Source organism: Microlunatus elymi, from assembly GCF_007362775.1.
Taxonomy (GTDB): domain Bacteria; phylum Actinomycetota; class Actinomycetes; order Propionibacteriales; family Propionibacteriaceae; genus Microlunatus; species Microlunatus elymi.
The window spans coordinates 1563240-1577894 of record NZ_CP041692.1 but is presented as its reverse complement, the minus strand read 5'-3'; the positions used below and the strand labels follow the sequence as shown (position 1 = coordinate 1577894).

Genomic DNA, 14655 nt, shown 5'->3' with positions numbered 1-14655 from the left:
CTCCCGGATCCGAGTCGGCGGATCGCGACGAGATGATCGATCGAGCTCGTACGAATTTCCTTCCTGGCCGCGGGTTCGGCGGGTATGAACACTCAGAGGCAATCCGGGAGCGGACCCATCATGACAACAGGCGTGGTCCTGCCGCACAGCGTGATCGAGTTCGTGAAAGCGCTGGCCGGACGTCGATGTTGATCTTGAATCGGTGCCGCCCTACACGCCGCGGACTTGACAACTTCTCAACGCGTCAAGCTGCCGGCCGGCGTGCCGCTTGCCAGATGGTGTCGGCGAAGGTGTTGATGCCGAGGTCGTGGGTGCCGGTGTCGTTGACGACGATGACGCGTCCGGTGAAGGTCCTCCAGAGGTAGGTGCCCGGGACCGGTTGCCTGATGGCGATCCGGCCGTGGGTTTTGAACCGGTGTTCGGCTCTGCCCAAGAGTCCGAGATTCTGTAGGCCGGTCTGACCTGCTGGGTTTGGCTCCCGTCGGTACGGGATGGTGTGGTCGGCGTCCATCGCTCGGTTGACCTGATTGGAGTACGGGAACGCGCTGGCCGGGGTCCGCAGGAACAGGGCTTCACGCATCGCCGCCGGGACCTCATAAGCATCCACGGGTTGGATACCGGCCACGTCGATGACGGGTTGGAGATCGATCACCGCACCGCTGCCGAACCAGGCGCGAACCTGGTCGAGAAGGACCGGCCCGATCTCCTCGATCCGAGCAATCGGCGCATCCTGAACCTCACGATTCGGGACACGAGCCTGTCGAACGACTGCTGGTCGGCCCATGCCAGCTGCGGTGGTCGCTGGTTGTCGTGCGAGTCCGTCAGCGGTGCAGTGGACGTGCAGGGTCACGGGTGTGGCGAGCCGCCTCGGGTCCAGGGCGCGCAGCAGTGCCCGGAGTGCCTGGTCGCGGTAGGCGTCGCGCAGTTCGGAGTCGAATGCAGCCGGTAGCGCTTGTCGGCCCGGTGGATGATGAGCTGATCTTCGGTCACCGGATGCTGGGGGTCGATCACCGGGCCGTGGTCGACCATGATCATCGGTGGCACTACCGTCGGTTCCTGAGCCTGTCGAAGGACCGGAATCGTAAGCACCGGCTGCATGATCATGATCATCCGAACCCTGACCAGAATCACCAGCGTTGGGATCATCCAGCAGGTCGGCATCGTCGGGTGGCAGGTCCTCGGGCAGCGGTGGCTCGTCGGGATCCGGCGCCTCACGGCCCGGGTCGGTGGGAGCGAGGTCGGCCTCGTTCGCCGGGTACCGGTCCGGCGGGGTCTCGTGCGGGCCGCGGGCATGGCTGGCCGGTGGCGCATACAGGTCGGCGAACGCGTCGAACAGGTCAGGCTGGTCGTGTTCGATCAAGATCTTGGCCGCGAGCAGGGAGTTGGCGGCGACCTCGGCGGCGACGGCCTGCCATTCGTCGAAGGATTGCGGGTTTCGGTCGGGCACCCCGGGGATCGGTTCGGGCGCATGCATCAGGATCCGGGCCAGCTGGTCGATCCGGGCCTTCAACGCGATCGCGCCCGGGGCGTCCATTCGCAGGACCACCTCGGTAACCCCGTCGGTGTTGGATTGCCCAACCCACACACCGCGCATCCGTAGGGCTTGGGCGGCCAGTTGGGCCATGTGTTCGGCATCCACGGTGAGCAGGGCTGCTTTGATCCGGTTGTCCAGGCGCACCGGCCCGATCGGGCCTTGGATCGCCGCGGCCAGGAGTTGGTCGGCCCGGCCGGCCTGGGCGAGCGACAAGTGCCGGGTTTGGACGGCGACACGGCGGGCGACCCAGGCGCGCACCTGGCCGGTTTGGACCAGTCGCCAGATCAGCGGGAGCCGGTGGCGCAGATCGAGCACGTCAGCGATCAGAGCTTTGGCCGCGCCGACGCTGATTCCGCCCTCGGGGGCGAGTTCGGCAGCGGCGAACTCGGCCACCTCCGGGGTGCCCTCGCCACCGGGACGGACCGCACGCTCGGCGACCAGGCTCACCGCGCCTGTCCGAGGCAGTCCGTCGGGTGGGTGTTGGTCGGCCCACAGTGCGGCGATGATCAGTTGATCATTCTGCGCCATGATTTCGTCGCGGACCCGGTCATGGAACCGGCCCGCGAGCTCGCGGGTCGTGTCCGGCTCCTGAATCACTGCGACCCTGATCAAACACTACGACCGGCCACCGACCCTTCTTCCCGATCCAGGCGCTTCCGGCGATCTGGAGATATCTCTGTCTGATAACGAAAAAAAGCTGGCCGCCTCTGTCGTCCATGCAGGGTGGCGACCGGATCATGATCAAGGACGCGAGCACGCGGAGTCCTGACCGCGTCTTCGGAGTCGAGTGCTGGCCTCAGACCGGCGGGACGCCGTGCCGTTTGGCGACCGGACGACGGTCCTTGGTCGCCGCCGCGGCAAACCGAGCGATCAACTCGCGCCGCACCTCGACCGGCTCGATGATCGCGTCCACGATCAGGTCCGAGGCCAGCCGCAGGATGTCGATGTCCTCGGTGTATTCGGCCTCCAGCTCGGCGACGTAGGCAGCCCGCTCGGCCGGATCGTCGATCTCGTTGATCTTGTTCGCATAGACCGCATTCACCGCCGCCTCCGGTCCCATCACCGCGATCTTCGCGGTCGGCAGCGCCAGGCAGGCGTCCGGGCCGAACCCCGGGCCGGCCATCGCATACAGCCCCGCCCCGTACGCCTTGCGGACGATCAACGAGATCGTCGGCACGCTGGCCTCGGCAACCGCAGTGATCATCTTCGCGCCGTGCCTGATGATGCCCTGCCGCTCGACCTCGCTGCCGATCATGAAACCCGGTACGTCGGCCAGATACAGCAGCGGCACGTTGAACGCGTCGCAGAACCAGATGAATCGCGCCGCCTTGTCGGCCGAGTCGACGAACAGCACACCGCCCTTGACCGCGGGCTGGTTGGCGACGATGCCGACCGGATTTCCTTCCAGAGTGGCGAATCCGGTGATCAACTCGGGTGCGAACAGCGGCTTCAGCTCGCAGAAGGAGTCCTCGTCGACGATCGTGTTGATCACCCGGTTGACGTCGTAACCGGCCGCCTCGTTCTGCGGCACCACGTCGGCCGTGAACGGCACTGCCGGCTCCACCGCGTCAGTTCGCGGCGGCGTCGTACGCCAGTTGACCGGCAGATACCCGAAGATCTGCTTGGCCTGTTCGATCGCGTCCTCGTCGTCGACCGCGAGCTGATCACCACAACCGGACACCGAGACATGCATCCGGGCGCCGCCCATCTCCTCCAGCGTGACCTTCTCCCCCACCACCATCTCGGCCATCCGCGGCGAGCCCAGATACATCGACGCGTTGCCGTCGACCATGATCACCACATCGCAGAACGCCGGAATGTACGCGCCGCCGGCAGCGCTCGGCCCGAACAGGCAACACAGCTGCGGCACCTTGCCCGACAGCGCGACCTGGTTGTGGAAGATCCGACCGGCACCGCGGCGGCCGGGAAAGAGGTCGATCTGATCGGTGATCCGCGCACCCGCCGAATCGACGAACCAGAAGATCGGCAGCTCGTCGGCCAACGCGATCTCGGTGACCCTGATGATCTTTTCCACCGTACGAGCGCCCCAGGACCCTGCCTTCACGCCCGGGTCGTTGGCCACCACCAACGCGGGCCGGCCGTCGACCAGGCCGCGGCCGGTGACCACCCCGTCGGCCGGCAGACCGGAACTCATCGCGTTCGCCAGCTGGCCGTCCTCGACGAAGCTGCCCTCGTCGAACAGCAACGCGATCCGATCCCGGACATACAACTTGTGTTGACGTACCAGCTTGGCCGCGGCCTTCTCGGTCGGCGCCGTGGTGGCTTCCCGGGCGGCCCTGATCACGTCGTCGTGATCGCGGGCTTCATGATCAACTACCGGTTCATGATCACTGATCATTCGACGTCCAACCCCAGCCCCCGGGCGATCAGCAGTCGCTGCACCTCGGAGGTGCCCTCGCCGACCTCCAGGATCTTCGCGTCCCGATAGAAGCGTGCGATCGGATACTCCTCCATGAAGCCGTACCCGCCGAAGACCTGAGACGCGATCCGGGTCGCCGACACCGCATACTCCGTGGTCTGCAGCTTGGCGATGGATGCCGCCCTTCTGTACGCGGCCGGGCCGGGCCCGGCCCCGCTGTCGATGCCGTCACGCATCGCCGCCGCGGAGTAGACCAGGAGTTCGGCGGTGTGAGCCATCACGTCAAGATCAGCGAGCTGGAAGGCAATTCCCTGTTTGCGGCCGATCGGCACGCCGAATGCCTTCCGTTGCCCGGCGTAGGCCAGCGCAAGATCACGACAGGCGCGGACACATCCCAACGCCAGCGCGGCGATCGCCACCCTGCCGTCGTCCAGGATGGCCAGGAACTGCGCATAGCCGCGACCGCGCGCACCGAGTAGATGATCTTCGGGCACCCGCACCCCGGCGAAGCTGAGCGGATGAGTGTCGGAGGAATGCCAACCCAGCTTCCGATATGCCGGTTCGACGGTGAACCCGGGCGTTCCAGTCGGCACGATGATCGCCGAGATCTCCGCCTTGCCGTCGTCCCGGGTGCCGGTCCGGGCGGTGATCGTCACCAGTGAGGTGAGGTCGGTGCCGGAGTTCGTGATGAACTGTTTGGCGCCGTTGATCAGCCAGTGCTCATCGACCAGCTCGGCGCGGGTACGGGTCGCGCCGGCGTCGGAGCCGTTCTCCGGTTCGGTCAACCCGAACCCCGCCAGCGCCCGGCCGGCGATCAGGTCCGGCAACCAGCGCTGCTTCTGATCATCGTTGCCGAAGCTGGCGATCGGATTGATGCCCAGCCCGACCCCGGCCTCGATGGTGATGCCCAACGACTGATCGGCTCGACCGATCTCCTCGATCGCGATGCAGAGGCTGGTGAAGTCGCCGGCCCCGCCGTACTCCTGCGGCGCATGCAAGCCGAACACGCCGAGGTCGCCGAGCTTGCGGACCGTCTCCGTCGGGAACCGGTGCTCGCGGTCCCAGTCCGCGGCGTACGGCTCAACCTCGGCCGCCGCGAACTCCGCCATCACCGCACGGAAGTCCTGGTGTTCCTTGCTCAGTTCGAACGTCATCGTTCCCTCCGCCCGGCCGCTACGCCTCCGACTGCTGTTGCCCGGTGACATCCCACAGATGATGGACAAGATCATGCAGGAAGTACTGCAGGAAGGTCCGGACGGTGAATTCGGCCCCGTCCGATCGCGTGCCCCGGCGATCCAGCTGGGACTCCTCCAGCGACCGGATCCTGGCCACGAAGGTCTGTGCAACGTCGGCGAGTTCGGTCGCCACCTGATCGGGGTCCAGCCGGACGTAGTCACCGCTGATCGCAGCCTCGTCCTGATCCCAGTTCTTGAAGGCCGGGTTGTCCTCGATCAACATCAGCACCAGTCGGGCGTCGTACAGTTCCAACGCATCGCGAACATGTGCGCCGTACTCCAGCGGCGACCACACCACCGGCGCCGGTCGCCGATCCGCCGCCGGGTTCTGGGTCAGGATCTGCACCCATTCCGCGGCGCCCGCCTCGATCCGGTCGGCGATCTCGGCGACATCGATGACGCCGGCCTCCAATCCGCAATCCGGGCATCGCAGTTGGATCGTCCAGGTCCAATCCTTGGTGTCCCTCGGTGGCTGCTCCATGGCCAGAGCCTAACCGCGTCGACGATCGCGCCGAGCCAACCGTGCCAACGAACCTTTCCCACCGAGCCCCGGTCCGAGTTTCCCCAGGTCGGGCTCCGAGCTGTGCACAAACCGGGGTTTGCGGTGGATGACGGCGCCCGGCTTGTGGACGAAGCGGTGGATGCAGGATTCGCCGAAATTTCTTGCTGCGTTGGGCCGATTTTCTTTGCCAGTAGGGGTTGTGGGAGTCCGCCGAGTACGAGTAGAACTCTAGTCACGCACTCCGCAGGGAGCTGCGGGATCCGATGAAGGACCATGGTCACCCGGTGGGCCGCGACCCACCACCCGGTCGATGACGGGCCGGGCTGATCACAGGATCATCGGGAGGCCGGACGCGTCATCAGACCTGGCCTGAGCGGGGCCCCTCCAACTCATACTTGGAGGGGCCCTGTTCCCGTTCGCGGTGTGCTGGCTCCCGTTCGCGGTGTGCTGGTTCCCGTTCGCGGTGTGCTGGCTCCCGTTCCTTGGCCGCAGGGTCCCGCCCACGACGTCAGGGCGCGGCGTCGACCCAGCGCCCTATTGTGATCAGCTGTGAGCGAGGATCTCAACGTCGATGCCCGGGTCGACCTCAACGCCGACCTCGGCGAGTCCTTCGGCCGATGGCAGCTCGGCGACGACGCGGCCATGCTGGAGTTGATCACCAGCGCCAATGTCGCCGCCGGTTTCCATGCCGGCGATCCGCGGACCCTGCGCACGACCTGCGCGCAGGCGGTGCAGCACGGCGTGATCATCGGCGCCCAGGTCGGCTATCGCGATCTTGCCGGATTCGGCCGCCGCTTCATCGATGTCGATCCGGCCGACCTGACCGCCGACATCCTCTACCAGGTGGGTGCGCTGGACGCGCTGGCGACCAGTGTCGGCGGCCGGGTCCGCTACCTGAAACCGCACGGTGCCCTGTACAACGCGATCGTCGATCATCGCGGTCAGGCTCAGGCCGTGGTGGACGCACTGCTCGCCTTGCCGCATCCGCTCCCGCTGCTGGGCTTGCCGGGTTCACTCGTACTGGAACTCGCGGCCGACCACGGGATCCGTACGGTGACCGAATACTTCATCGACCGGAACTACACCGACGACGGCCGGCTGGTCGATCGTCGCCGCCCCGACGCGTTGATCACCGATCCCGAGCTGGCGGCCGAGAGGGCCGTCGCCGCCGCCCGCGAGCGCCGGGCCGAATCCTTTTGTACGCATGGGGATTCTCCCGGTGCGGTGCGGATGGCCCGGACCGTACGCGATGCCCTGACCGCTGCCGGCGTCGCCGTCGAACCGTTCATCACGCCATGACGCAACGCAGGATCTTGCCGTACGGGCAGCACGCGCGTCTGCTGGAATGCGCCGACCTGGCCGACAGCCAGGCCGTGCATCGCTGGCTCGATGATCAGCGGCCGGAACAGATCGCCGAGATCGTGCCCGGAGCCCGAACGCTGCTGCTCAAACTGCGATCACCGCTACCGGATTCGCTGGCCCGGACCATGATCGACATCGACCTCCCGCCGGTCGAGACGGACGACAGCGAAACCCTGCGGATCCCCGTCCGCTACCACGGTGTCGATCTTGATCACGTGTCGCAGTTGCTCGGGCTGAGCGTGCCGGAGTTGATCGACCATCACACCGGACAGGACTGGACGGTGGCCTTCTGCGGCTTCGCACCGGGATTCGGCTATCTCGCGCCGACGGTACGGTCGCTGCCGGTTCCGCGCGGCGCCTCGCCCCGGACCCGAGTGCCGGCGGGCTCGGTCGCCCTGGCCGATCAGTGGTCTGCCATCTATCCGACCGACAGCCCGGGCGGCTGGCAGCTGATCGGCTCGACCGACCTCCGGCTGTTCGACGCGAACGCCGATCCGCCAGCGACCCTGCGCCCCGGCCTGCGGGTCCGGTTCGTCGAAGATCACCGATGATCACCATCGAGGCTCCCGGACCGCTCGCCCTGATCGAAGACCTCGGCCGACACGGCTACGCGCACCTGGGCGTTTCCACCTCCGGCGCCGCCGATCGGGGCGCGCTGCGGACCGCGAACCGGCTGGTCGGCAATGCCGATGTCCAGGCGGCGATCGAGATCACGCTCGGTGGCTTGAGGATCCGCACGGATGCCCCGCTCTGGTGTGCGATCGCTGGCCCGGCCACCACAATCATGATCAACAACCGGGCCGAGCCGTCGCACCACCCGATCCATCTCGAGGCCGGTGATCAACTCGGCGTGCTGCCGCCCGCGCGCGGTCTGCGCAACTACCTCGCGATCCGCGGCGGCCTCGAGGTGCCGTCGGTGCTGGGCAGCCGCTCCACCGACCTGTTGTCCGGGCTCGGGCCGCCACGGCTGGCCGCCGGCGACCGGCTCCACGTGGGCATTGCGTCCACGGCGTTCCCCGGCGCCGACGTCACGCCGCAACCGCTGCCGCCGAGCCGGCCCACCACCATCGAGGTCGAAGCCGGCCCACGGACCGACTGGTTCACCGACGACGCGACGGCCGCACTGATCGAGCAACTCTGGACCGTCGACCCCGACTCCGACCGGACCGCCGTACGACTGCACGGGCGGCCGCTGCAACGCCGCAACAACTCCGAACTGCCGTCCGAGGGTCTGGTCCGGGGCGCCATCCAGGTGCCGCCGTCCGGACTGCCGCTGATCTTCGGCTCCGATCATCCGGTCACCGGCGGCTATCCGGTGATCGCCGTCGCCACCCCCGACGGTTGCGATCGGGCCGCGCAACTCCGGCCCGGCGACGCGGTCCGCTTCACCCTCCGGTCGCCGGTGTCGTCCGGTCCGGCGTACCGGCGCAACGCCGACCCGTACCCGTAAACTCGGCCCGCAGCTACCAGGAGGAGATGTCACGTGGGTATCAGCAAGGTTCTGGTCGCGAACCGGGGCGAGATCGCAGTCCGAGTGATCCGCGCCGCCGCCGATGCCGGACTCGGCAGTGTCGCCGTCTACGCCGAGCCCGATACCGACTCGCTGTTCGTGCAACTCGCCGACGAGGCGTACGCGCTGGGCGGCAGCACGCCGGCCGACACCTATCTGGACATCACCAAGATCATCGACGCCGCTCGGCGCAGCGGCGCCGACGCGGTCCATCCCGGCTACGGCTTCCTGGCCGAGAACTCCGCCTTCGCCCAGGCCGTGATCGACGCCGGACTGACCTGGATCGGCCCGCCGCCGGCAGCCATCGACGCCCTCGGGGACAAGGTGCAGGCCCGGCACATCGCCCAGAAGGTCGGCGCCCCGTTGGTGCCCGGCACCGCCGACCCGGTCGCCGACGCGGACGAGATCGTTGCGTTCGCGCAGGAGCACGGTTTGCCGGTGGCGATCAAGGCGGCCTTCGGCGGCGGCGGCCGCGGCCTCAAGGTGGCCCGGACGATGGAGGAGATCCCGGATCTGTTCGACTCCGCGGTCCGCGAGGCGGTCACTGCCTTCGGCCGCGGCGAGTGCTTCGTCGAGCGTTTCCTTGATCATCCCCGGCACGTGGAGACCCAGTGCCTGGCCGACGAGCACGGCAACGTGGTGGTGGTGTCCAGCCGGGACTGCTCGCTGCAGCGACGCAACCAGAAACTGGTCGAGGAGGCGCCGGCGCCGTTCCTCACCGATGATCAACTGGCCACCCTCTACTCGGCGTCGAAGGCGATCCTGTCCGAGGCCGGCTACGTCGGCGCCGGCACCTGCGAATTCCTGGTCGGCGTCGACGGCACCATCTCCTTCCTCGAGGTCAACACCCGACTGCAGGTGGAGCATCCGGTCTCGGAGGAGGTCACCGGCATGGACCTGGTCCGGGAGATGTTCCGGATCGCCGACGGCGCGGAGCTGACCGGCGGCGATCCGCAGATCCGCCGGCACTCGATCGAGTTCCGGATCAACGCCGAGGACGCGGGCCGCAACTTCATGCCGGCGCCGGGCACGCTGACCCGCTGGCAGCCGCCGTCCGGTCCGGGAGTCCGGGTGGACGAGGGCTATCGCGCCGGCATGACGGTGCCGGGCAGTTTCGACTCGCTGGTGGCCAAGATCATCGTCACCGGTTCCGACCGCACCGAGGCGATCGCTCGCAGCCGGCGAGCCCTGGCGGAGTTGGAGATCGAGGGCATGCCGACGGTGCTGCCGTTCCACCGCGCGGTGGTGGAGGATCCGGCCTTCGTCGCGGCCGACGGCACCTTCGCCGTGCACACGCGCTGGATCGAGACCGAGTTCGACAACCGGATCCCGCCGTACGCGGGTCCGGTCGGCGAGGCGCCCGAGGCGGCGGAGAAAACCACCGTGGTGGTCGAGGTGAACGGGAAGCGGTTGGAGGTCGCACTGCCCGCCGAGTTGGGCGCGATGAGTGCTCCCGGCAACACCGCCACCAAGAAGCCGAAGCGGCAGCGTAGGGCGGGCGGGGCGGCAGCGGCCTCGGGCAACGCGCTGACCTCACCGATGCAGGGCACCATCGTCAAGATCGTCGTCGCCGACGGCGACGAGGTGGCCGAGGGCGACCTGATCGTCGTCCTGGAGGCGATGAAGATGGAGCAGCCGCTGTCGGCCCATCGCGCCGGCAAGATCACCGGACTGTCCGCGGCGGTCGGCGAGACCGTGACCAGCGGTTCGGTGATCTGCGAGATCGTCTGATCGCGCCGGGTCGATCGTCTCGGGACGGCCGTCGCGCAGCGGGGCAGGTCCCGATCCCTGATCGTCGCAAGGTCCTCGCCCCAAGAATGACTTAATAAACAGGGCCGTGGATCCGGTCCACTTGGACCGGTTGGCAGACTGGGCGCCATGGAACCAATCGTCCTGCTGCTGATCCTTGCCGTCGTCGGCGGCGGAGCCCTGTTGTACAGCCGGAAGGCGACGCTGCGGCGCGAGGCCGAGGCTCGGGCCGAGTTGGAGAGCCAACTGGCCACCTCCAAGCGGGCGGCGGACGAGGACGTGACCAAGTTCGGCGAGGAGTTGCAGCGGCTGGACACCGACGTCGCCGGCCATCCGCTCGACGAGGCGATGCAGCAGGACTACCAACGGGCGCTCGATGCGTACGAGGATTCCAAGACCTCGCTGTTCGCAGTGAAGAAGCCGGAGGAGATCCGGCACGTCACCGAGATCCTCGAGGACGGTCGGTACGCGATCGCCTGCGTGAAGGCGCGGGTGGAGGCGAAGCCGTTGCCGCAGAAGCGGCCGCCGTGTTTCTTCAATCCGGCCCACGGCCCCTCGGTGCAGAACGTGCAGTGGGCGCCCACGGGCGGAGCGGTCCGCGACGTCCCGGCCTGCGCCGCCGACGCCGAACGGGTGCTGGCAGGTGCCGATCCGTACATCCGTACCGTCCAGATGGGCGCCCAGCGGGTGCCGTACTGGGAGGGTGGCCCGGCCTACGCGCCATGGGCCCAGGGCTACTACAACAACTGGCGCGGCTCGGACATGCTGACCGGGATGATGGTCGGCGGTCTGCTGTTCGGTGGGATGAACTCGATGGGCGGCCTGTTCTACGGCCTGGGCGAGGGTATCGGCGGGATCGGCGAGGGCATCGGCGACATGTTCGACGGAATCGGTGACGGCATCGGCGACATCGGCGACGGCATCGGGGACATGTTCGGCGACATCTTCGGCGGCTGACCGCACCCCTCTCCGACTTGTCAGAAGGTGGTTGGGTTATAGCCCAACCACCTTCTGACAACTCTGGTCAGAGACGGGGGTCGACCGGGTCCGACTCCAGGGCGAGGACGGCGACGACGGCCTCGTGGATGCGCCACAGCGGCTTCCCGGTCACGAGTCTGCGCAGCGATTCCAGCCCCAGTGCGTACTCCCGCAGGGCCAAGGACTGCTTGTGCCCCAACCGGCGCTGCTTGAGCCGCGCCAACTCCGCCGGCTCCAGGTAGTCCGGACCGTAGATCAACCGCAGGTATTCGCGACCGCGGACCTTCAACCCCGGCTGCACCAACCCGTCCTTGCTCCGGATCAGATTCGGGTACGGCTTGACCACCATGCCTTCGCCGCCCCGTGCGGTGAGCTCGGTCCACCAGGCGATGCCGTCGTCGATCGACCGCGCCGAACCGGTGTCGACGATCAGTCGGCGAGTACGCCGGAACAGTTCCGGGTCGGCCTGCACCAGCCGGTCGGCGAACCCGAGATGCCAACCATGATCATGATCTTCGAAGGTCCGCTCCCCGCCGGCCAACAGTTGGAACGGAGCAAGCTGGACTCCCAGCCAACCGTCCGTCGGCCACTGACCTCGATATGGAAATCCCCCACTTTCGTGAAGGCATGCACTATGAGGAGTTGTCATGCCAGAGAAGCGACGGAAGTTCGACGCGGAGTTCCGCGAGGGCGCTGTGCGGCTGGTGCACGAGTCCAACAAGTCGATCGCGCAGGTCGCCCGTGACCTGGGGGTCAACGAGGGCACCCTGGGCAACTGGGTGGCCCGGGATCGTGAACAGCGTGAAGGCGTCAATGGCCTGTCCAAAGATGATCTTGACGAGTTGAAGCGGCTCCGCTCGGAGAACGCCGAGCTGCGGATGGAGCGTGATGTTCTCAAGCGTTCCGTGGTCCTGTGGGTGAAGGAGGCGATGAGGTGAGCGTGGCACGCTTCATCGCCGACCAGAGGACCTTCTACCGCGTCCCGATCGCGGTCTGCTGCGCCATCCTCGGCCTGTCGATCGGCTGGTTCTACAAGTGGATCAAGTCCCCGGTCACCGACCGACAGCAGCGTCGCCGCGAGCTGGATGCTGCGGTGCTGGCCATGTTTGAGGCGTCCGGTCGTACCTACGGATCACCGCGGATCCACCGGGATCTGGTCGATGCCGGCTGGAGGGTGGGCCACAACACGGTCGCCGACTCGATGGCCCGCCAAGGCCTGCAGGGCAGGAAACGCAAACACCGTAAGGGATTGACCAAGCAAGACCGCAAGGCGGCCAAGTTCCCGGACCTGGTCCGGCGGGACTTCGCCGCGCCGGCGCGGAACCGGAAATGGTGTGGCGATATCACCGAGATCCCGACCGATGAGGGCAAGCTCTACATGGCCACGGTGATCGATTTGTACTCCCGCAAGCTGCTGGCCTGCCCGATCGGGGATCATCCCGATGCGGGGCTGGCCTGTGCTGCGATCAAGATCGCCGCGGCGGTCCGCGGGGGACGCCAGCAGATCGAGGGGGTGATCTTCCACAGCGACCGCGGCTCGACCTACACTGCGAAGGAGTTTACCCTGCTGTGTAAGGGGAAACTCGGGATCCGTCAGTCGATGGGTCGGGTCGGTTCCTGCTTCGACAACGCGGCAGCGGAGTCGTTCTTCTCCACCCTCGAACACGAGGTCCTGTCCCGCCACCACTTCGAAACCAAGGCCCAGGCCAAGGAGGTCGTACTGGCCTGGTGCCACCGGTTCTGCAACGTCCAACGTCGGCACAGCAGCGCAGCCTTGCTGCCGCCCGATGAGTACGAGATGATCACCGCTGACCAACCGGCAGCGGCCTAAACCGAAACCCTTCACGATTTCGGGGAAATCTCAATATTTCGTGATCTTGGTGTTGTGACCGTGGGTTGAAACACGGAAGTGCCTGTCCTGCTTGGAAGACTAGCGATTGTCTGAGTCGTGAATCATCCAAGGGGAAAGGCACTCCGCAGGTGAAGCGTAACCGAGGTGGCGGACTGGTTCTTGATCCCAGGCGTGAGTCGTTGATTTCGTCGTCGGGTGCGTTGTTGTTGACCGAGACGATCCGGGCTGCCGGTCTGGATCGGGCCTTGTCGAGGGCGTTGGCTCGGTGGCGGGCCGATCGCTACGTGCATGATCCGGGCAAGATCCTGCTCGATGTGACTGTCGCGGTCGCCCTGGGTGGGGATTGTCTGGCCGATGTGGCCGCGGTCCGGGCCCAGCCTGAGGTGTTCGGCCCGGTGGCCTCGGACCCGATAATCTCACGACTGTTCACAACACTGGCCGCCGATGTCGATGAGGTGGTGACCGCGATCCGCTCGGTTCACGCGACGGCCCGGGGCCGGGTCTGGGCCCGGCGGCGGCCGGTGTCGGGACCGTCCGGGCAGCGCGATGGCGGGCAGGTGATCATCGATATCGATCCCACGTTGGTGACCGCGCATTCGGACAAACAAGGCGCCGGCCGGACCTATAAGCGGGGTTACGGGTTCCATCCGATCTGCGCGTTCGTCGATCACGGCGAACACGGCACCGCCGACACGCTGGCCATCGATCTGCGGCCGGGATGGGCCTCGGCGATGGACAGTGCCGACCACATCAACACCCTGGACCACGCCCTGGCTCAACTCCCGCCCGGTGAACGCGACGCGGTGCTGGTGCGGACCGATTCCGGACCAGGCAACAAAGACTTCCTCGACCACGTCATCGCTGCCGGTCTGGAATACAGCGTCGGGTTCAAGGCCAGCAACCGGGTCGCGGCCGCGATCGAGACGATCCCGGACCAGGCCTGGCAGCCGGCCCTGGACAGCAACGGTGATCGGCGTGAGGGTGCCGAGGTCGCCGAACTCACCCGGTGGATGCCACCCCTGACCCGTGGCCAGGACGAGTGGCCGGCCCAGATGCGGGTGATCGCCCGCCGGGAACGGCCCCATCCCGGCGCCCAGCTGAGGTTGACCGATCACAACGGCTGGCGGGTCACCTGCTTTGCCACCAACACCCGCGGCCCGGGCTGGACCATCCCGGTGCTGGAAGTCCGACACCGCCAACGCGCCCGCTGCGAAGACCGGATCCGCGCCCTGAAAGACACCGGACTACGCAACCTGCCCTTCCACGGCTACAACCAGAACCGGATCTGGGTCGAGATCGTCGCCCTGGCAGCCGACCTCCTGGCCTGGACCCAGACCCTGGCCTTCGAACCCACCGCCGACATCCGCCGGTGGGAACCCAAACGACTCCGCTTCCGCATCCTCGCCGTGGCCGGACGCATCATCCACACCAGCCGCCGACACCTCCTGCGACTCCCACGCGGCTGGCCCTGGAACCACTACATCGACCACGCCTGGACCAGCCTGAGCACCGCCTGACCAACCAGCCCCGACCCCAACGACCAAGGACCACGG

At 67.2% G+C, this 14655-nt stretch carries 13 protein-coding genes; 8 read left to right on the top strand and 5 right to left on the bottom strand.

Annotation, left to right across the window (positions count from 1 at the left end; translation table 11 throughout):
• Positions 1-244: 244 nt before the first annotated feature.
• The 4 genes from FOE78_RS07045 to FOE78_RS07030 form a co-directional block, all read right to left on the bottom strand.
• The gene (locus tag FOE78_RS07045; protein ID WP_143985662.1) at positions 245-2131 is read right to left on the bottom strand and encodes a DUF222 domain-containing protein; all 1887 of its coding nucleotides are present in this window, start codon (positions 2129-2131) and stop codon (positions 245-247) included.
• Positions 2132-2330: 199 nt separating this feature from the next.
• Entirely contained in the window at positions 2331-3893 is a 1563-nt protein-coding gene (locus FOE78_RS07040) for an acyl-CoA carboxylase subunit beta (RefSeq protein ID WP_143985661.1), read from the bottom strand.
• The gene (locus FOE78_RS07035; protein ID WP_143985660.1) at positions 3890-5068 is read right to left on the bottom strand and encodes an acyl-CoA dehydrogenase family protein; all 1179 of its coding nucleotides are present in this window, start codon (positions 5066-5068) and stop codon (positions 3890-3892) included. The genes FOE78_RS07040 and FOE78_RS07035 overlap by 4 nt, the downstream gene beginning before the upstream one ends.
• Positions 5069-5087: 19 nt before the next feature.
• Positions 5088-5630: a DinB family protein gene (locus tag FOE78_RS07030; protein WP_143985659.1), complete on the bottom strand. Its 543-nt coding sequence runs from the start codon at positions 5628-5630 to the stop codon at positions 5088-5090.
• A 570-nt stretch (positions 5631-6200) separates the two neighbouring features.
• On the opposite strand from FOE78_RS07030, the gene FOE78_RS07025 reads away from it, so the two are divergent.
• The 5 genes from FOE78_RS07025 to FOE78_RS07005 all read left to right on the top strand — a co-directional run bounded on the left by FOE78_RS07025 (position 6201) and on the right by FOE78_RS07005 (position 11229).
• Complete coding sequence (locus FOE78_RS07025; protein ID WP_143985658.1) at positions 6201-6950, top strand: LamB/YcsF family protein; 750 nt, start codon at positions 6201-6203, stop codon at positions 6948-6950.
• Entirely contained in the window at positions 6947-7564 is a 618-nt protein-coding gene (locus FOE78_RS07020; protein ID WP_143985657.1) for a 5-oxoprolinase subunit B family protein, read from the top strand. Before FOE78_RS07025 ends, FOE78_RS07020 begins: the two co-directional genes overlap by 4 nt.
• Positions 7561-8463 (top strand): 5-oxoprolinase subunit C family protein, encoded by a 903-nt coding sequence (locus tag FOE78_RS07015; RefSeq protein ID WP_143985656.1) that lies wholly within the window; start codon positions 7561-7563, stop codon positions 8461-8463. Before FOE78_RS07020 ends, FOE78_RS07015 begins: the two co-directional genes overlap by 4 nt.
• Positions 8464-8496: 33 nt before the next feature.
• The gene (locus tag FOE78_RS07010; protein ID WP_210414860.1) at positions 8497-10254 is read left to right on the top strand and encodes an acetyl/propionyl/methylcrotonyl-CoA carboxylase subunit alpha; all 1758 of its coding nucleotides are present in this window, start codon (positions 8497-8499) and stop codon (positions 10252-10254) included.
• 147 nt (positions 10255-10401) lie between these two features.
• Positions 10402-11229, top strand: a complete 828-nt coding sequence (locus FOE78_RS07005) for a hypothetical protein (protein WP_143985655.1) — start codon at positions 10402-10404, stop codon at positions 11227-11229.
• Positions 11230-11296: 67 nt separating this feature from the next.
• On the opposite strand, the gene FOE78_RS07000 is transcribed toward FOE78_RS07005, so the two are convergent.
• Complete coding sequence (locus FOE78_RS07000; RefSeq protein ID WP_266095008.1) at positions 11297-11791, bottom strand: hypothetical protein; 495 nt, start codon at positions 11789-11791, stop codon at positions 11297-11299.
• 106 nt (positions 11792-11897) lie between these two features.
• Here FOE78_RS07000 and FOE78_RS06995 point away from each other — a divergent pair, with 106 nt between their 5' ends.
• The 3 genes from FOE78_RS06995 (at position 11898) to FOE78_RS06985 (ending at position 14619) form a co-directional block, all read left to right on the top strand.
• A complete protein-coding gene (locus FOE78_RS06995) occupies positions 11898-12188 on the top strand; it encodes a transposase (RefSeq protein WP_143985653.1) in 291 nt (96 codons plus the stop codon).
• A complete protein-coding gene (locus tag FOE78_RS06990; RefSeq protein WP_143985652.1) occupies positions 12185-13081 on the top strand; it encodes an IS3 family transposase in 897 nt (298 codons plus the stop codon). The genes FOE78_RS06995 and FOE78_RS06990 overlap by 4 nt, the downstream gene beginning before the upstream one ends.
• A gap of 149 nt (positions 13082-13230) precedes the next feature.
• Positions 13231-14619 (top strand): IS1380 family transposase, encoded by a 1389-nt coding sequence (locus FOE78_RS06985; RefSeq protein WP_323125687.1) that lies wholly within the window; start codon positions 13231-13233, stop codon positions 14617-14619.
• The last annotated feature ends 36 nt before the right edge of the window (positions 14620-14655 follow it).

Bases quoted from the DNA above. Each gene is read 5' to 3' on its own strand.
- FOE78_RS07035 (WP_143985660.1), bottom strand. From the start codon at position 5,068: ATGACGTTCGAACTGAGCAAGGAACACCAGGACTTCCGTGCGGTGATG.
- FOE78_RS07020 (WP_143985657.1), top strand. From the start codon at position 6,947: ATGACGCAACGCAGGATCTTGCCGTACGGGCAGCACGCGCGTCTGCTG.
- FOE78_RS07040 (WP_143985661.1), bottom strand. From the start codon at position 3,893: ATGATCAGTGATCATGAACCGGTAGTTGATCATGAAGCCCGCGATCAC.
- FOE78_RS07005 (WP_143985655.1), top strand. From the start codon at position 10,402: ATGGAACCAATCGTCCTGCTGCTGATCCTTGCCGTCGTCGGCGGCGGA.
- FOE78_RS07015 (WP_143985656.1), top strand. From the start codon at position 7,561: ATGATCACCATCGAGGCTCCCGGACCGCTCGCCCTGATCGAAGACCTC.
- FOE78_RS06995 (WP_143985653.1), top strand. From the start codon at position 11,898: ATGCCAGAGAAGCGACGGAAGTTCGACGCGGAGTTCCGCGAGGGCGCT.
- FOE78_RS07030 (WP_143985659.1), bottom strand. From the start codon at position 5,630: ATGGAGCAGCCACCGAGGGACACCAAGGATTGGACCTGGACGATCCAA.